This window comes from Streptomyces canus (genome assembly GCF_030816965.1).
In the GTDB taxonomy this organism is placed as follows: domain Bacteria; phylum Actinomycetota; class Actinomycetes; order Streptomycetales; family Streptomycetaceae; genus Streptomyces; species Streptomyces canus_E.
In genome coordinates, this window is sequence record NZ_JAUSYQ010000002.1 from 9722615 (window position 1) to 9738618 (window position 16004).

General features: G+C 71.4%; 16 protein-coding genes. 7 read left to right on the forward strand and 9 right to left on the reverse strand.

The window, feature by feature from the left end; all coding sequences use genetic code 11:
- Positions 1-8 precede the first annotated feature (8 nt).
- The 4 genes from QF027_RS45475 (at position 9) to QF027_RS45490 (ending at position 4501) form a co-directional block, all read left to right on the forward strand.
- Positions 9-1205 (forward strand): DSD1 family PLP-dependent enzyme, encoded by a 1197-nt coding sequence (locus QF027_RS45475; protein ID WP_307081382.1) that lies wholly within the window; start codon positions 9-11, stop codon positions 1203-1205.
- A gap of 391 nt (positions 1206-1596) precedes the next feature.
- Complete coding sequence (locus QF027_RS45480) at positions 1597-3399, forward strand: acyl-CoA dehydrogenase family protein (RefSeq protein ID WP_307081384.1); 1803 nt, start codon at positions 1597-1599, stop codon at positions 3397-3399.
- Positions 3400-3507: 108 nt separating this feature from the next.
- The gene (locus QF027_RS45485; RefSeq protein ID WP_306972986.1) at positions 3508-3870 is read left to right on the forward strand and encodes an ArsR/SmtB family transcription factor; all 363 of its coding nucleotides are present in this window, start codon (positions 3508-3510) and stop codon (positions 3868-3870) included.
- A complete protein-coding gene (locus tag QF027_RS45490) occupies positions 3863-4501 on the forward strand; it encodes an SRPBCC family protein (RefSeq protein ID WP_307081386.1) in 639 nt (212 codons plus the stop codon). Before QF027_RS45485 ends, QF027_RS45490 begins: the two co-directional genes overlap by 8 nt.
- 15 nt (positions 4502-4516) lie before the next feature.
- Here the strand turns inward: QF027_RS45490 and QF027_RS45495 are convergent, their stop codons facing one another.
- Positions 4517-5152, reverse strand: coding sequence for a lipoprotein (locus tag QF027_RS45495; RefSeq protein WP_307081388.1), 636 nt, complete (start codon positions 5150-5152; stop codon positions 4517-4519).
- A 58-nt stretch (positions 5153-5210) separates the two neighbouring features.
- Here QF027_RS45495 and QF027_RS45500 point away from each other — a divergent pair, with 58 nt between their 5' ends.
- The gene (locus QF027_RS45500) at positions 5211-6023 is read left to right on the forward strand and encodes a maleylpyruvate isomerase family mycothiol-dependent enzyme (RefSeq protein WP_307081390.1); all 813 of its coding nucleotides are present in this window, start codon (positions 5211-5213) and stop codon (positions 6021-6023) included.
- A gap of 127 nt (positions 6024-6150) precedes the next feature.
- The gene (locus QF027_RS45505) at positions 6151-6678 is read left to right on the forward strand and encodes a hypothetical protein (protein WP_306972982.1); all 528 of its coding nucleotides are present in this window, start codon (positions 6151-6153) and stop codon (positions 6676-6678) included.
- A 652-nt stretch (positions 6679-7330) separates the two neighbouring features.
- Here QF027_RS45505 and QF027_RS45510 read toward each other — a convergent pair.
- Genes QF027_RS45510 through QF027_RS45520 form a run of 3 tightly spaced genes read right to left on the reverse strand, consistent with a single transcriptional unit; the run spans position 7331 to position 10858 of the window.
- Entirely contained in the window at positions 7331-7894 is a 564-nt protein-coding gene (locus tag QF027_RS45510; protein WP_307081392.1) for a hemerythrin domain-containing protein, read from the reverse strand.
- A 52-nt stretch (positions 7895-7946) separates the two neighbouring features.
- Positions 7947-8396, reverse strand: a complete 450-nt coding sequence (locus QF027_RS45515; protein WP_307081394.1) for a hypothetical protein — start codon at positions 8394-8396, stop codon at positions 7947-7949.
- A complete protein-coding gene (locus QF027_RS45520; protein ID WP_307081396.1) occupies positions 8393-10858 on the reverse strand; it encodes a molybdopterin oxidoreductase family protein in 2466 nt (821 codons plus the stop codon). The genes QF027_RS45515 and QF027_RS45520 overlap by 4 nt, the downstream gene beginning before the upstream one ends.
- A 140-nt stretch (positions 10859-10998) precedes the next feature.
- On the opposite strand from QF027_RS45520, the gene QF027_RS45525 reads away from it, so the two are divergent.
- Positions 10999-12189 carry an amidohydrolase gene (locus tag QF027_RS45525; protein WP_307081398.1) on the forward strand — a complete coding sequence of 397 codons (1191 nt, stop codon included), beginning with the start codon at positions 10999-11001 and terminating at the stop codon, positions 12187-12189.
- A gap of 33 nt (positions 12190-12222) precedes the next feature.
- Here the strand turns inward: QF027_RS45525 and QF027_RS45530 are convergent, their stop codons facing one another.
- The 5 genes from QF027_RS45530 to QF027_RS45550 form a co-directional block, all read right to left on the reverse strand.
- Positions 12223-12948, reverse strand: coding sequence for a metallophosphoesterase family protein (locus tag QF027_RS45530; RefSeq protein WP_306972977.1), 726 nt, complete (start codon positions 12946-12948; stop codon positions 12223-12225).
- Complete coding sequence (locus tag QF027_RS45535) at positions 12945-13217, reverse strand: BON domain-containing protein (protein ID WP_306972976.1); 273 nt, start codon at positions 13215-13217, stop codon at positions 12945-12947. Before QF027_RS45535 ends, QF027_RS45530 begins: the two co-directional genes overlap by 4 nt.
- Entirely contained in the window at positions 13214-13885 is a 672-nt protein-coding gene (locus QF027_RS45540; protein WP_307081400.1) for a nucleotidyltransferase family protein, read from the reverse strand. The genes QF027_RS45535 and QF027_RS45540 overlap by 4 nt, the downstream gene beginning before the upstream one ends.
- Before the next feature lie 1014 nt (positions 13886-14899).
- The gene (locus tag QF027_RS45545; protein ID WP_307081402.1) at positions 14900-15322 is read right to left on the reverse strand and encodes an NUDIX hydrolase; all 423 of its coding nucleotides are present in this window, start codon (positions 15320-15322) and stop codon (positions 14900-14902) included.
- Entirely contained in the window at positions 15319-15888 is a 570-nt protein-coding gene (locus tag QF027_RS45550) for a 3'-5' exonuclease (protein WP_306972973.1), read from the reverse strand. Before QF027_RS45550 ends, QF027_RS45545 begins: the two co-directional genes overlap by 4 nt.
- Positions 15889-16004: the final 116 nt, after the last annotated feature.

Here is a 16004-nt window from a genome sequence, read left to right on the forward strand (position 1 = left end):
TGAGCCCTATGAGCCCTATGAGTCCTGGGGGCCTCGTGCCGACCCCTGCGAACGCCACCGGGCGCACCCTGGCCGACCCCGACACTCCGTTCGCCGTCGTCGACGTCCACAAGGCCAGGCGCAACGTCGAACGGCTGGCGGCCAGGACCGAGCGGCTCGGTGTCACCCTGCGGCCCCACGTGAAGACGGCCAAGAGCCTCGACGTCGCCGCCCTCCTCCACGAAGGCGACAGGCCCTGCCCGGTCACCGTGTCCACCCTGGCGGAGGCGGAGGCGTTCGCCGACGGTGGTTACACCGACATCACGTACGCCGTGGGTATCGACCCCCACAAACTCCCGCGTGTCGTCGCCCTGTTGCGACGTGGTGTCACCCTGCGGGTCCTGCTGGACAGCGCGGAGCAGGCGGAGTTCGTCGCCGAGGCCTCGCGCCGGGCCGGACTTGTCGTTCCCGCCCAGATCGAGATCGACTGCGACGGTCATCGCGGCGGCCTCAGGTCCGATGCTCCGGGGCTCATCGACATCGGCCGCATCCTGCACGAAGCGGGCTGCCTGGACGGGGTGTTGACCCATGCCGGCGAGTCCTACTTCGCCTGCACGGTCGAGGAGCAGCGCCTGGCCGCGAGGAACGAACGCGACAGTGCCGTCGCCGCGGCCGAGCGGTTGCGCGCGGCGGGCCTGCCGGTGTCCACCGTCAGCGTCGGTTCGACCCCCACCGCCCATGCCGCCGAGGATCTCACCGGGGTCACCGAACTGCGGGCGGGCAACTACGTGTTCTTCGACCTGGTGATGGCCGGCCTCGGTGTCTGCCGCATCGAGGACCTCGCCCTGTCGGTCGTCGTCACCGTCATCGGTCACCGCCCCGAGTTCGGGTGGATCCTCACCGACGGCGGCTGGATGGCCATGTCCCGCGACCGCGGCACCGCCGCCCAGGCGCAGGACCAGGGTTACGGTCTGGTCGCCGACCTCGACGGAAACCTCGTCCCGGACCTGGTCATGACGGCCGCCAGCCAGGAACACGGCACCCTCACTGCCCGCGACGGCGCCCACCTGCCCGATCTGCCCATCGGCACCCGCCTGCGCATCCTGCCCAACCACGCCTGCGCCACCGCGGCCCAACACCACGGCTACCACGTCGTCGACGGTGCGCGGCCGACGGCGGGGGCGCCGGTCGTCCCGGCCTTCTGGAGCCGCGTCAGCGGGTGGTGATCAGCCGGCACGCCGCGATGCCGGAGCGCGCCTCGCGCCGTCGTCCCCGCCGTCTCCGTCAATTGCGGGGATTTCGCACACATGTGGGGGCGCCACGAGTCATGGCTGCTTGTGAGGGCGGCGGTTGGAGTCGGCGGGGTGGTGCGCCCGGCCGGCGGCCTCTCCGGCCTTTCGTCGAGCGTGCCCGCCATGACGACACGCCGAGGGGGTAACCGGTGTTCCTCCGACGCGCAGGCGTAAAGTGCCGCGTGGGAGGGGAATCACCCTTGTGCAGATTGAGGCTTCTGGTATTAGAGAGGCCGTTTAAGGGGTAACTACCACCACGCGCGGGTGTTCAATCGTGGTGATGATCATGATGTGATCAGAGGGCGCCTCGGGCTACGTTGCCGCTGTGATCACCTCTCAACTCCCCGTAGCGTCACCCTCGCTGACCGAGACCATCGCACTTCGGCATCTGCTCTTCGGTACGCAGGCCGAGATCCATGAGCCGTGGCGCCGCCTGTTCAGCTCCGACGTCTTCGCCTACCACGAGGGGCTGACGCATCAGGAGCGCACGGAACTGTCCTATCAACGCCTACGCGTGGTGAACGCGGCGGTCCCCGACGCACAGGCCCTGGCCCGTGACCCGGTCGCCCTGAGCGCCCTGCACGAATGGGCCGGCGTGGTGGACGCCGGCATGACGACGATGGCCAGCATCCACTACAACCTGTTCCTCGGCAGTCTGCTCGAACACGACCACGAGGGACGGGACTTGGGGCCATACCTGCGGATGGAACGCATCGGCACCTTCCTGTGCACCGAGCAGGCACACGGCAACGACGCCCCCCAGTTGGAGACCACCGCGACCCTGGACCGGGCCACGGGCGGATTCGTGCTCACCACACCGACGCGGGGGGCCCGCAAGTGGATGCCCAACACGTCCGTGGCCGGCGGCCCGAAGGACGCCCTGGTGGCCGCCCGTCTGGTGATCGACGGCAAGGACCAGGGCGTCTTTCTCTTCCTGACCTCGCTGACCGACGCCAACGGCCGTCATCTGCCGGGCGTGGAGGTGGAGTTGCTGCCCCAGACGGCCAGCAGCCCGGTCGACCACTGCGCCACCTCCTTCCACGGGGTGCGGCTGCCGCCTACGGCCATGCTTCAGGGCGAACACGGCCGGCTGACGGCCGAGGGTGAACTCGTCTCCTCCCTGGGGAGTCCACGCAAGCGTTTCCTGCGCTCCATCGGCCGCGTCACCATGGGCAAACTGTGCATGAGCGCCTACAGCCTCGGGGTCACGCGGCACGCCTTGGCCGTGGCGATACGCCACGCCCACCAGCGCGTCACCTCGGGCATGACCAGCGGACAGCGTGTGCCGCTGTTCACCCATCGCACCCACCATGCTCCGCTCGTGGAGGCGCTCGCCACGACCTACGCCGCCACCTTGCTGCAGCGCGGAGTCGTTCGGCGGTGGGCGCAGGCGGCGGAAGGTGAGCGGGAGGAGGCCGAGCGGCTCGTGGCCATCGCCAAGGGCTGGATCACCTGGCAGGCCCGGTCCGTGATGACCGAGTGCCGGGAACGCTGCGGCGCACAGGGCCTGTTGCTCTCCAACGGCATCGCGGGTCAGCTCGCGGCCAACGAGGGCACGATCACCGCGGAGGGCGACAACACCGTCATCTGGGTCAAGGCGGCGGGGGAGATGCTGCTGGGCGGTTTCACCCCGCGACCCCTCAGCGAGGTACCCCCGGCCACCCGGTCCCTGCACGATCCGGCCCACCTGCACGACCTGATGGGGGACCTGGAGCGCATACGTCACGAGAGGGCCCGTGTGCGACTGCGCGCGAAACGGGTCGGCTCGCCCCTCGACCGCTGGAACGGCGCCTCCGGCGCAGCGCTGTCCCTGGTCGACGCCCACGTCCACCGGCTGGCCGCCGAGGAACTCCTCGCCGCGGCCGCGCAGGCTGCCGACCCGCAGGTGGGCCTTCTGCTCGACCACCTCCACCGGCTGTTCGCCCTGCGTTACGTGGCCGCGCACAGCGGTGAACTGCTCGCTCACGAGCGGATGACCGCCGAGCAGGTCCGCTACCTGCCGGAGGTGCTGGAGGCCACCATCGCGGCGCTGGCGCCGCACGCCCTGACGCTCACCGATGCCTTCGCCGTGCCGGAGGAGGTCACGGCGCACCATCCCATGCTGCGATCCGAGGTGGTACCGGCGTGACCCTCTCCGGCATGTCCTGACCCGTCGGCAGACATCCGGGGTCGCGGAACACTCCGCGGCCCCGGTCTCATGTTTAAGGCTTGGCTTATATAAGCGGTAGGTGGCATAGTGGATCGCGTGCACGCGTTCGACGTACTCGGGGATCCGGTCAGGCGCCGGATATTGGAGCTGCTCGCCTCCGGGGAGCAGGCGTCGGGCGAGGTCAGTGCCGTGATCCGGGACGAGTTCGGGATCTCCCAGCCGGCCGTCTCGCAGCATCTGAAGGTGCTGCGGGAGAGCGGCTTCGCCTCCGTCCGCGCCGACGGCACTCGGCGGCTGTACGCCGTCGAGACCGCGCCGCTCAGGGAGGTGGACGCCTGGCTGGAGCGCTTCCGGGGTTTCTGGGACCAGCGGCTCGACGCGCTCGGAACGGAGCTCGCGCGGGGAAAGCGCGAGCGCAGGACACAAGGAGAGGTGAGCGGGGATGAGTGAGATCGTCGACGAGATCAACCGTATGCACCGGCGGGTCGGTACCCGGCAGGTCGAGAGCGGCGAGGCCCGGACGGTCCTGCTGCGCCGCACATACGACGCCGAGATCGCCGACGTATGGGACGCGGTGACCTCTCCCGAACGGATCGCGCGCTGGTTCATGCCGGTCAGCGGCGAGCTCAAGGTCGGCGGCCGCTACCAGCTGGAGGGCAACGCCGGCGGCGAGATCCTCGAGTGCGTGGAACCCGAGCGGCTGCGGGTGAGCTGGCTGTACGGCCCCGACCCCGGCTTCAGCGAGGTCGAAGTGCGCCTCACGCCCGAGAACGAGGAGCGCACGGTCCTCGAACTCGAGCACGTGGCCGTCGTACCGGACGACTTCTGGGACCAGTTCGGACCCGGTGCCGTCGGAGTCGGATGGGACCTGGGGCTCCACGGACTCGCCCTGCACCTCGCGGGCGGCGGTCTCAGCAAGGAGGAGGCCGCGACCTGGCACACCACGCCCGAGGGCAGCGCGTTCATCACCGCCTCGGGCGAAGGGTGGGGCGAGGCGTACGCCGCCTCCGGCGCCGACCAGGAGACGGCGACGAGGACGACGGCCGCCACGATCGCGTTCTACACGGGAACGGGCACCTGACGCCGCGGCCCGTGCTCAGGCGGTGCGCAGGGTGCGGCGCGCGAGCTCGTACGCCGGGAGCATCTCCTCGTGCTCCTCGGTGTCGAGCCCGCCGAGGTGCACCACCACCGGCCCGTCCGCGGTGGTGACGGCGAAGGCCCTCTCCTTCTTCGTCTCCTCGAGGAGCTCGCTGGAGTACAGGTACTCGACCTCCACACCGGAGACACCGCCGGACGTGAAGGTGCGGTACTTCTCCTTGGTCACCCCGTCCTCGGCCGCGACGAAGGCTTCCAGCACGGCCCGTGTGCCGGCGTCACCGGATTTCCCGGCCCATACGCGGAGGAAGCCGATGTTGCCCGCGGGCTTCGCGTCGATCTCGCAGGCCAAGGACACGGGCCCCTGGCTCAGAGGCGCCTCCACGGCCTCCGCCTTCCAGCCTTTGGCGATGTCGAAGGTGACGGGCAGCTCGCACGCCGAGCCGGCGGCGCCGATCGTGCCGCCACTGGTCACGGCGGCCGTGTCGTTCGGACCGGACGTCTCCGCCGTCGCCGACGGGCGCGCGGACGCCTTCGAGTCGTCCCCCTCAGCGGCCTCCGAGCAGCCCGTCAGTACACCCGCCAGCAACGCCACATGGGCCATCCGAAGCCATGTGTTCCCCGCCCCGACCAGCATGGCCGTGTCTCCCTCTATTCAGTGGTGGTACTGGAAGGAGTCAGGTTAGGTGGCAGGAATGACGAATCGCGCAGCGAGGGGGGAAGCGTTGTTGACCTTCGAGGACTACTGCGAGGCGATCGTCGCCCAGACCGACCTGCTCGCCCGCCACGTCAAGGGCGCGGACCCGACCGCTCCGGTGCCCACCTGCCCCGGCTGGGACCTCGGCAGGCTGCTGCGGCACGTGGGCGGTGACCACCGGTGGGCGGAGGACATCGTACGGACCCGGACCACCGAGCCGATCGACGACGGCATGGTCAACGACCCGGCCGCCTACGCCCACCTGGACGACTCCGCGCTCGGCGGCTGGCTCGGCGAGGGCGCCACGCGGCTGGCCGGAACCCTGCGGGCCGCCGGACCCGACGTGCCGGTGTGGACGCCCGCCGACGAACAGCTCGTCGAGCAGTCCGCGAGGTTCTGGGCCCGGCGCATGACGTACGAGACCCTGCTGCACCGCGCCGACGCGGCACTCGTGACCGGCGCGGAGTTCGAGGTCGAGGAGTCCCTCGCGGTGGACGCCGTGGAGGAGTGGCTGGAGTTCTCGACCGTCCCCGAGGCCTACGCACCCCTGCCGGGCGTGCCGGAGCTGCTGGGTCCCGGGCGTGCCCTGCGCTTCGACGCGGGGTCGGCGGGGGCGTGGCTGCTCGACCTCTCCGAGGAGCGGCCGGTATGGCGGCGCGGGACCGGCGAGGCATCGGTGAGTGTGCGCGGGCCGGTGACGGACCTCCTCCTGTTCCTCTACGCCCGCCCGGCGCCCGGGGTCGAGACGCGAGGGGACTCGGAGCTGCTGGACCTGTGGCTCGGTCGCACCCGGTTCTGGCTGGAGGCGTAGGTGCGCGAAGGGACCGGTGTGGCCGAAGCCACGTGCCGGAGGAGACCGGAGCCATGTCGTCCTGGCCGGACCGCGGCTACCGTTTCGCGCAGTCCCCTCTCCCACCAGCACCTCGGGCGGCCCGGCAGTGCAAGCAGATCTCTCTCCGGTCATCGCGGCGACGGCCCACTGGCTGACCCGCGCCTTTCCGCCGTCGGGCGGCGCACTGGCCGCCGCGCTGTGCGAGGTGCAGGCGCGGCAGGCGGTGACGGTCGCCGCGTGGCTGCGCTATCCGACGGCGATGGACGCCGCGCTCGTCGGCATGGCGGGTCCGGGAGGCTCCGCCCGCCTCGACTGGGTCACCGGCGCGGACAGTGCCGACGACCGGGACGCCGAGGAGCATGCCTGGCGCAGCTGGGTGGACGAGGTCGTGGCCAGCTGGGCGGCCTGTCTGCTCACCGACCCGGACCTGGCCGAGCTGGCGGTGGGCGAGATAGCGGAGGGCGAGCACACGACGGGCACCCCGGCCGCGTTCCGCCGCCTGCTCGCCCCGGACGCGACGGACCGGCATGCCGCCGCTCTGCTCCGCCACCCCGACCTGCTCGCGTCGGTGGCCGGGCTGCACCGGGGTGAGCTGCTGGGCCGACTGGGGTCGGACGAGGCGCTCGCCGCCTGAAGCGCGGTCGGCAGGGTTGGAACGCGCCGGACGTCCTCGCCTCCCCCTCCGACCGACGCAGCCGCGTCGGTCGTGCGGGCCGTTCCGTGCCGAGGTCCTCTGACGAGAGCGAGGTCTCAGCTGCGTCCTGGTGAGGCCCTCCGGTGACGTCCGAGGCCGCTGTGTCCTGCCGGTGCCCGCTGAGGAGACCGAGGTCAGCCGTACCTTGCCGGTGCCGGCTGACGGGACCGAGGTCGGCTGTGTCCTGCCGGAACCCTCTGTGGACGTTCCGGGGGCCCTGGCTGTGCTTTGCCGCGGGCCTCTGTGGACGTTCCGAGGGCCCTGGCTGTGCTTTGCCGCGGGCCTCTGCGGACGTTCCGAGGGCCCCAGCTGTGCTTTGCCGCAGGCCTCTGACGACGCTCCGAGGGCCAGTTGTGTCCTGCCGGGACCCTCTGGTGACGCCGGAGGCCGGATGTGCCCTGGCGGTGCCCGCTGACGAGACCGAGGTCGGCTGTGTCCTGGTCGGAACCCTCTAGTGACGTTCAGAGGGCCCCGGCTGTCATGCCGGGGCCCTCTGATGGTGTCCGAGGGTCAGTCGCGCCCTGCCGGAGGCCTCCGGTGACGGCCGAGGCCGGCCGGGCCCCGCAAAACCCTGCCGGCCGTGTTCCGAAGCTCAGTCGCTCTTGCCCCGGCCCGACATGGCATCCCTCAGCCGGTCGACCAGGCCGGCTCCCGGAGCGAGCAGCTTGTTCGCCGGAGGGGTGTCCGGGGCCGACGGGTGCGGGCGGGTCGGTGCCATCTTCTTGGCGCGGCGCACCTTCTCGCCCAGCTCGTTCAGCTCCTTGTCCGAGCACGCGACACGCAGCTGCGGGAAGAGGGTCTGCTCCTCCTCGGCGATGTGGGAGCGGACCTCGCTCATCAACTCGCCCACGATCCGGTCGAAATCGGGATCGTCCGCCTCGCACCTCTCCAGGTCCTTCATGAGCTGCTCGGCCTTGGAGTGGTCCTCGATCTCCCGGTCCGCCATGGTGTTCCCGTTGACCAAGTGCTCCCGCACCGCCGGGTAGAGGTACTCCTCCTCCGCGACCGAGTGCCGGATCAGCTCCATGGTGGCCTGATCGGCGTACACCTTCCGGCTCTTCTCACCGGGCGCCAGCGCCTCGATCTTCCCGAACAGCTCCTCGACCTCGCGGTGATCGGTCACCAGCTCGTCGATGACGTTTCCTCCGTGTCCCATGTTCGTTCACCTCCGTCCCTCGAGTGCCCTCGGCCGCACTCCCTATGCCTGGTCAGAGGCTTGTCAGGACCTGTGGGGACACCTGTTTGATCAGCGTGTCGGTCCAGCGCGTCTGCCGCAGCGTCTGCGGATGACACGCCGACGCCAGCTCCAGCAGCCGTGCGTCCCGGGTCGCCTGGGCGGCCTGCGCGAGCATCTCCCAGTGCAGGGAGTTCTCCGTCGCGGCCAGGTGCAGGGCCCGCAGGTCGTGCAGGAGCAGCAGCCCCTCCGGTCCTTCGCCGGAACGGGGCTCGGGTGTGTCGTCGTCGAGGCGCAGCCCTTCGCCCGCGGCGTGCTCGGCCAGCCGGTCGGCATGTTCGCGGGACCAGTCGGCGAGGTCCGTGGCGACGTGGTGGACCTCGTGCTCCTCGGCGTGCCGCTCGGCCACGGCCAGCAGGTCCCGCGCCAGCTGCCGCTCCCCGTGGTGCAGGGCGCGCAGCGTGTGGGCGATGCCGTCCTTCATGGCGTGCCTCCCGGCTCACTGTTCTGTGTCGCGTACGCCTGCTGCCCGCCGGCCGTGGCCGGCACGGAATCGGGGTCCGAAGGGGCCGAGGCCGTGGTGGTCGGTGCCGGCGCGTACCGTCCGTCCGCGCGGGCGACGAGGGTGAGCGCCGCGGCCGCGGTCTTGAACAGAGGCTGCTTGGAGGCGGGATCCCAGTCGGTGATCGTCGTCTCGTTCGCGGCGCGCCCCGGGCCGCCCCCGTCCGGACCGTCGCCCTCCTTCGTGTCCCAGTAGCCGTAGTGGAAGGGCACGAACAGCAGCCCCGGCCGGATGTCCGTGACCCGCAGCCTCGCCTCCAGGGCGCCGCGCGGGGTGGCCACCCGCACGAGATCGCCCTCGCCCAGGCCCAGACGCATCGCGTCCGCCGCGCAGGCCTCCACCCACACCTCGGGTGCGGCCTCGTCGAGCTGGGCCACCCGGCCGGTCTTGGTCCGGGTGTGGAAGTGGTAGAGGGTACGGCCTGTCGAGAGCTGAAACGGATGCCGGTCGTCGGGCATCTCGTGCGGCTCGACGTAAGCGGCCGCCCTGAGTACGGCCTTGCCGTCCGGGTTGAGCGAGCGGTACTCCACCGGATCCACGGCGGCCCCGGTCTCCAGGTCCTTGCCGTAGCTCTCGCAGTGGTCGGGGTGCGCCCAGGTGATGCCGTCCGTGTAGAGCCGCTCGGTGCCCCGCGGGTTCGCTTCGGTGCACGGCCACTGGATGCCACCGGCGTCGCGCAGCCGGTCGTAGGAGAGGCCCGTGTAGTCGCAGGGCCGGCCCGCGCTGCACCGCTTCCAGGCCTCGAACGCCTCCTCGGGCTCCTGCCAGCCGATGAGCGGCCCGCCGTCCTTGTCACGGAAGTCCATGCGGCGCGCGAAGTCGAGGAAGATGTCCAGGTCGGCCCTGGCCTCGCCGGGCGGCTCGACCGCCTTCTCGCACAGGTGGACGGTCCGGTCGGCGTTGGTGATCGTGCCGGTCTTCTCGCCCCAGGTGGCGGCGGGCAACACGACGTCGGCGAGTCGCGCGGTCTCCGTCAGGAACAGGTCCTGTACGACGGTGAAGAGCCGTTCCTGCGCCAACAGGGCGCGGACCCGGGCCAGTTCCGGCAGCGACACGGCGGGGTTGGTGCCGCTGATCCAGAGCATCGCGATCGAGCCCTGCTCGGCATAGCGGAACATCTGCATCGCGTGCGTGGGCGGCGCGAAGTGCGGGATCGTGGACGGCTCCACGTTCCACACCTTCGCCAGGTCGGCCACATGGCTGTCGTTCTGCCAGTTGCGGAATCCCGGCAGGTCGCCGTCGGCGCCGCACTCGCGGGTGTTCTGCGCGCTGGGCTGGCCGTTCATCTGGAGCACGCCCGCGCCCGGGCGGCCCAGCATCCCGCGGATCAGATGCAGGTTGTTGACCTGCACGGCCGCGGCGGTGGCCTGGTGCGCCTGGTAGACGCCCTGGAGGACCGTGGAGAGCAGGGCGTCCGTCGTACCGACGAGTTCGGCCGCCTCGGTGATGCGCGCGGCCGGTACGTCGCAGATGTCGGCGGCCCATTCGGGCGTGCAGGACGCGACCCGCTCGGCCAGCTCCTCGAAGCCGACCGTGTGCGCCTCGACGAAGTCGTGGTCGACCCGGTCGTGCCGGATCGTCTCGTGCAGCAGGGCGTTCAGCAGCGCCATGTTGGTGCCGACCCGCGGTGCCAGGTGCAGGGTCGCGTGCCGGGCCACCTGGGTCGGCCGGGGATCCACGCACAGCAGCCGGGGCGGGTCGCCGCCCGCCAGCCGGTCCAGCACCCGCGTCCACTGCACGGTCTGCGTCTCGGCCATGTTGTGGCCGAACAACGCGATCACGTCGGCGTGGTCGAGGTCGTCGAAGCTGCCCGGCTGGCCGTCGCAGCCGAACGACGCCTTCAACGCCTCGGCCGCGGTCGCCGTGCACAGCCGCGTGTTGCCGTCGAGATGGTTCGTGCCGATACCCGCCCGGGCCAGCACCGCGAGTGTGTAGTACTCCTCCAGGAACAGCTGCCCGCTGGTGTAGAAGCCGATCGAGCCGGGCCCGCGCTCGTCGAGCAGCTCGCGGGTGCGGGCGGCCACCAGCTCCATCGCGGTGTCCCAGTCCGTCTCCACGAGATGCCCGTCGCGCCGTACGAGCGGCCTGGTCAGCCGGTCCGGCGAGGCGTTCGCCTGCCAGCCGAACAGGTCCTTCGGCCCGAGCCTGCCCCGGCTGACGCGGTCCACCGCCCGTCCCCGTACGCCCGCCATACGGCCGTCGACGACGGCGATGTCCATGGCGTCCCCGCCGGAGTGCAGCAGCGACGCCGCCCCCACCCACTTCTGCACCGCGCCGGGCTCCACGCCCTCCGCGAGATACGCGTCCACCCGGGACGGCCAGGCATCGTGGCGCCGGTAAGGTGCCCGGGCGCCCCAGGGATCTGCGATCCGGTCCGCCTTCATGGAGGCCTCCCTGACAACTCCTGCCGATCGCCTCTGAGTACCCGTACCCCGCTGCCGGTAACGGTGTCCCGGGTGTAAGGCGGCCCGCTCGAAGGAACCCGCACCAGGACACAGGCGTACGACGCTCCAGGGAGGCCGATGTGACCGACGCCGTGGACGAGGTGCTGGCGCGAGTGCGCGGAGAGGTGGCCGCACGGGCGGATCGGCTGTGGGACATGGCGCGGATGCTGCACTCCGACCCGGAGTACGCCTTCGAGGAGCACCGGGCCGCGGCGCTGCTGTGCGGGGAACTCGAATGGGCGGGGTTCAAGGTGCAACGGGACGTGGCCGGGCTGCCCACCGCGTTCACCGCACGGTCCGGTACGAGGCCCCGCCCCGCGGTGGCCCTCATGCTGGAGTACGACGCCCTGCCCGGTCTCGGCCACGCCTGCGGCCACAACCTGATCGCCGCGGCGGGCCTGGGCGCGGCCCTGGCCGCCCGAGCCGTACTCGACCGGGACGCGGGCACCGTGTGGGCCATCGGCACGCCCGCGGAGGAGGGCGGCGGAGGTAAGGTCGCCGAGACCGACGCCGGGGTGTTCGACGACATCGACGCGGCGCTGATGTTCCATCCCGGCGTGCACAGCTGGCAGTGGGCGCCACTGACCGCGCAGGCCCAGTACCGGGTCGGGTTCCACGGGCGCTCCGCCCACCCGACCGGGAACCCCACCGAGGGCATCGACGCCCTCGCCGCGCTCATCCAGCTGTTCAACACCCTGGCCGTGATCGGGCGCAGGCTGCCCGAGGGCTCGCATGTGCAGGGCATCGTCACGGACGGCGGCAGGGCGACCAACATCGTCCCCGAGTACGCGGAAGGCCTGTTCGGCCTGCGCGCGGTGACGACGGCCGCCCTGGAGGACCTGGCGGGCGAGCTGCTGACCTGCGCCCAGGGGGTGGCGCGAGCGACGGGGACCACGGTCACCGTGGAACGCGCCACACCGCGGTACGAGCACTTCCGGAACAGCGCGGTCCTGTCCGCTCGGTTCGCCCGGCACCTGGCGGCGACGGGCATCTCGGTGACACCGCCGGAGCCGGGCGTCTATCTGGGTTCCTCCGATGTCGGGAACGTCAGCGGTCGGGTGCCCGCCATCCATCCGTTCGTGGCGATCATGGAGAAGGACGGCTCCGACCACACACCCGAGTTCGCCGTCGCCGCCGGCTCCGAACGGGGCCGTCAGGTGATGCTCGCCGCCGCCGAGGCACTGGCCTGCACCGCGGTGGAGGTCCTGCTCCGCCCGGAACTGCGGGACGAGGCGTGGGAGCACCACGACCGGGCGTCCGTCCGCAGTTGAGACACCGTCAGTTGACGTGGTCCGTCGACGTGGTCAGTCGACGTTCAGGTGGTACACGTTGAACGCCCGCCGGATCACCGGCTGGGCCACATTGCGCACCCGCACCCCGCCGGCCGTCATCCCGTGCTCCGTGCCGGCGTGGGCGTGTCCGTGCACGCTCAGATCGGCTCCGGCGGTGTCGATCGCCTCAGCGAGCAGATAGCTGCCGAGGAACGGATAGATCTCCGGCGGCTCACCGGCGAGGGTGTCGGCGACGGGGGAGAAGTGGGTGAGCGCGACCCGGGTCCCGCAGCCCTGCCGGTCCAGTTCCTCCAGCGAGGTGCGCAGTCCGTCCGCGCAGCGCCGTGAGTACCGTACGAACTCCTTCATCAGCGGCTCGCCGAACTCCCCGGCGCTGCGGCCCACGAACCCGCCGCCGAACCCCTTGGTCCCGGCGACCCCCACGCGCGTGCCGCCGCACTCGACGACCGTCCCTTCGCCCTCCAGAACCCGCACGCCGGCGTCCTCCAGGAGCGCGGCGACCTTCTCGGGCTGCTCGTCGTGGTGGTCGTGATTGCCGAGAACCGCCACGACGGGCACGGCGAGACCGCGCACTTCCTGGGCTACCACCCGGGCCTCCTCCGGCGTGCCGTGCCGGGTGAGGTCGCCGGCCAGCAGGAGCAGGTCGGCGCACTCGGGCAGGGTCTCGAAGGCGGGACGCAGCAGGCCCTGGCTCTCGGGGCCCATGTGGATGTCCCCCACGGCGGCGACGCGGATCACGGCAGCTCCTCCGCATGATCGGGTGTGACGTTCTCCGCCACCACCACATCGGTGTGCACGGCGAGGCCGGCGAGCTCCTCGCGGACGGTTCGCAGCACGGTCTCCCGGCACTGCGCGGAGGGCACCGTGCCGGAGACCACGACCGACCCGGCCCGCACCTCGGCGCGGACCCCCAGCTCGCCGAGTTCCTCGGCGGCGAGCCGGTCACGCAGGTGGGCGACGCGGTACTCGACGTTCTCCTCTGAGTGTTGCGCCAGAGGCTCGCTCATGGCCGTCCCTCCCTCGTCCCCGGCTCGATGACCTCCAGGCGTTCCAGGAAGTAGAAGAACGCGTCCGGCATCGGCGCGTCCCCGCACTCCCTGCGTACGGCCTCCCAGTCGACCTTCTCCCGCAGTGCGCGCGCGATCGGCAGGACCGCCCCGAAGTCGCAGTGGTGTTCGGAGAAAGCGGACAGCAGGCTGTGCAGCAGGTCGGTCGGGGACAGCACCGGCATGAGCACCGAGTCCACGGAGAGTTCGTCGGCCCGCGCCAGCAGTTCCGTGGTGACCGGCTGGTGCGCGAGCTCGAAGATCAGGTCGACCTGTTGGCCCATGCAGTCGGCCTTCAGCAGCCAGTCCTCCGGAGGCGTCCGCACCTCCAGACCCGCCCCACGGAGGGTCTCGGCCACGGACTCCGCGTCCTCGGGGAGGATGGCGAAATCGACGTCGTGCTGAAGGTTCTGGGCGCCGCCATGGGCGTACACGGCGACGCTGCCCGCGAGCGCGAACGGGTGCCCTTCCCGTTTCAGGATCGCGCCGACCTGCTTGGCCGCCTCCAGGATCGCCTGGTTGCGGTCGACCGGCAGCGTCGAGCCGAGCGCGTCGGCGCTCTCCGTCGCCAGTCGCAGTCCGGCGACGCCCCGGTGGCGGTCGACGTCGTCGTCGGCGTGCTGCGTCATCAGTGCCCCCTTCCTGACCGGCCCGCACCCGAGGGGCCGTGACGGCGAGCCCCGAGTACCCGGGGCACCGCCTTCGACACGGCAGGTCGACCTGCGGGCGGTGGGTGCGTCGGCTTCCGGCGGGGAAGGCTCGGCTGCCGGCGGGGGAAGGCTGGGCTTCCCGCTGGGGGCAGGTTCGGCTTTCGGCCGTGGATGTGCCGGCCATCGGGCGGGGGCAGGGGGTTCGGCTTTCGGCCGGTGAGGCGCCGACCTTCGTTCGGTGGATGCGCCGGCCTTCGGCCAGGAGGCAGGTCGGCCTCCTGCGGCGTATGGGTCAGCGTTCCGGTCGGGGAGGCGCCGACCTTCGACTCGTGGATGCGTCGGTTTGCGGCCGGGGGCAGGTCGGCTGTTCGGGGGTGGTTGCGTCGGCTTCTGGCCGGGGGGACGGGTCGGCATTCGGCGGGTGGGCCGGTCGGTCTCAGCGGTGGATGTGTCGCCTCCGGCCGTGGGAAGCGTTGGCTGTCGGCCTGGGACAGGTCGGCCTTCCGCCCAGGACGGGTCAGCCTTCAGAAGTGGATGCGTCAGCCTTCCGGCCGGGCGGGAGAGGTCGGCCTTCGACCCGTGGATGCGTCGGTTTGCGGCTGGGGGCAGGTCGGCCTCCGGCGGTGGAGTGGCGGCTTCCGGCCAGACGACAGGTCGGCTTTCGGCTGGTGGACCGGTCGGCCTCCAGTGTTGGACGCGTCGGACTCCGGCCGTGGAAGCGTTGGCCGGCGGTCAGGACAGGTCGGTCTCCCGTCCAGGGGACAGGTCAGCCTCCGGCAGTGGATGCGTCAGCCTTCCGGCCGGGGGCAGGGTGGCCTTCGGGGGTGGATGGGTCGGCTTCTGGCTGGGGCAGGCCTCGGCTTCCGGATGTGGACGCCTTGGCCCCCGGCCAGGGACTGGTCGGCGTCCCGCCAAGGGACGACACGTCAGGCTTCGGCCGTGGATGCGTCGACTCCGGCCAGGCGATACCGCAGGCTTCGGCCGGGCGGGGCCTCAGTCGAGCAGCCCCCGGGACCTCAGGAGCGGCAGGACGTGGTCCCGTACAGCGGGGGCCAATGTCAGGTCGGGTTCCTGGCCGGTGATCCAGCGCATCGCTGACAGCTCGGCGGCGGGCCGGGGCAGGCCGGTGATCGTGGTGTCGTAGACCGTCATCGTCATCGGGATCCGCTCCAGCGCCGCGAGTGCCCGGACCTCCTGGAGGGGGCTGAAGGCCACGGGGACGAGACCGAGCTCCTCCCGCAGTTCGCGCAGGAGTGCCGTCTCCAGGTCCTCGCCCGGATCGGGCTTGCCGCCCGGCAGGTAGAAGACCTCGTGGGCTGCGGTCTTGCTGACGACGAGAAGGCGTCCGGATCGGATGATCACGGCGGCGGCCACGACGAGGGAGCCGTCGTCGGACTCGGTGAGATGCTCGCTCATTCCGTGGGCCAGCCGTCCCGCCCCGCCAGATGCAACACCAGCGCGGCGATGTTCCAGGCGTCGTCCTCGCCGCGATGATGGCGTCCTTCGAGCGGCAGCCTGGCAAGGCGGAGGGCCTGTGCCATCCCGGGGCGCTTGCGCAGGCCGTGTACCTCGGTGAAGACCGCCTTGGCGTTGGTGTGGCGGCGGCCGAAGGGATACGGCGTCCTCGTGGCCCCGCACTGCCGGGTGAACTGGTGACGGTCGTAGTCGCCCCAACTCGCCCACGCCCGCGCGCCCGAGGCGTGTTCGGCGGCCAGCAGCCTGCAGGCCTCCCCGAACGACAGCCCCCCGTCGGCCTCCGCCTGGGTCAGTCCGGTCAACTCCGTGCAGAATCCGCTGACTTCGGACCGGGCAGGCCGCACCAGGATCCGGTGCCGCTCGACCCGCTCGGCTGTCGACAGGTCTACGACGGTCAGCCCGATCTCGATGATCTCGCTGACCGTGCCCGGGGGAGGGGAGCCGGGCCAGCACGTGGCTTCGACGTCCACGACGTTCAGGAGGCGCTGGGGGCTCGCGCTGTTCATGACGAGAACCGTAGGGGCGCAGTTGTGTGCGAGTCACCTCGTTTTCCCTGCACGGAGGTTCGGGAGGGGGGTGGTGGAATCCGGTGCTCCGTATGAGAGTGCTGTGAATTTCCGAG

Bases quoted from the DNA above. Each gene is read 5' to 3' on its own strand.
- QF027_RS45475 (WP_307081382.1), top strand. From the start codon at position 9: ATGAGCCCTATGAGTCCTGGGGGCCTCGTGCCGACCCCTGCGAACGCC.
- QF027_RS45490 (WP_307081386.1), top strand. From the start codon at position 3,863: ATGAGTGAGATCGTCGACGAGATCAACCGTATGCACCGGCGGGTCGGT.
- QF027_RS45495 (WP_307081388.1), bottom strand. From the start codon at position 5,152: ATGCTGGTCGGGGCGGGGAACACATGGCTTCGGATGGCCCATGTGGCG.
- QF027_RS45500 (WP_307081390.1), top strand. From the start codon at position 5,211: ATGACGAATCGCGCAGCGAGGGGGGAAGCGTTGTTGACCTTCGAGGAC.
- QF027_RS45510 (WP_307081392.1), bottom strand. From the start codon at position 7,894: ATGGGACACGGAGGAAACGTCATCGACGAGCTGGTGACCGATCACCGC.
- QF027_RS45515 (WP_307081394.1), bottom strand. From the start codon at position 8,396: ATGAAGGACGGCATCGCCCACACGCTGCGCGCCCTGCACCACGGGGAG.
- QF027_RS45520 (WP_307081396.1), bottom strand. From the start codon at position 10,858: ATGAAGGCGGACCGGATCGCAGATCCCTGGGGCGCCCGGGCACCTTAC.
- QF027_RS45535 (WP_306972976.1), bottom strand. From the start codon at position 13,217: ATGAGCGAGCCTCTGGCGCAACACTCAGAGGAGAACGTCGAGTACCGC.
- QF027_RS45540 (WP_307081400.1), bottom strand. From the start codon at position 13,885: ATGACGCAGCACGCCGACGACGACGTCGACCGCCACCGGGGCGTCGCC.
- QF027_RS45545 (WP_307081402.1), bottom strand. From the start codon at position 15,322: ATGAGCGAGCATCTCACCGAGTCCGACGACGGCTCCCTCGTCGTGGCC.
- QF027_RS45550 (WP_306972973.1), bottom strand. From the start codon at position 15,888: ATGAACAGCGCGAGCCCCCAGCGCCTCCTGAACGTCGTGGACGTCGAA.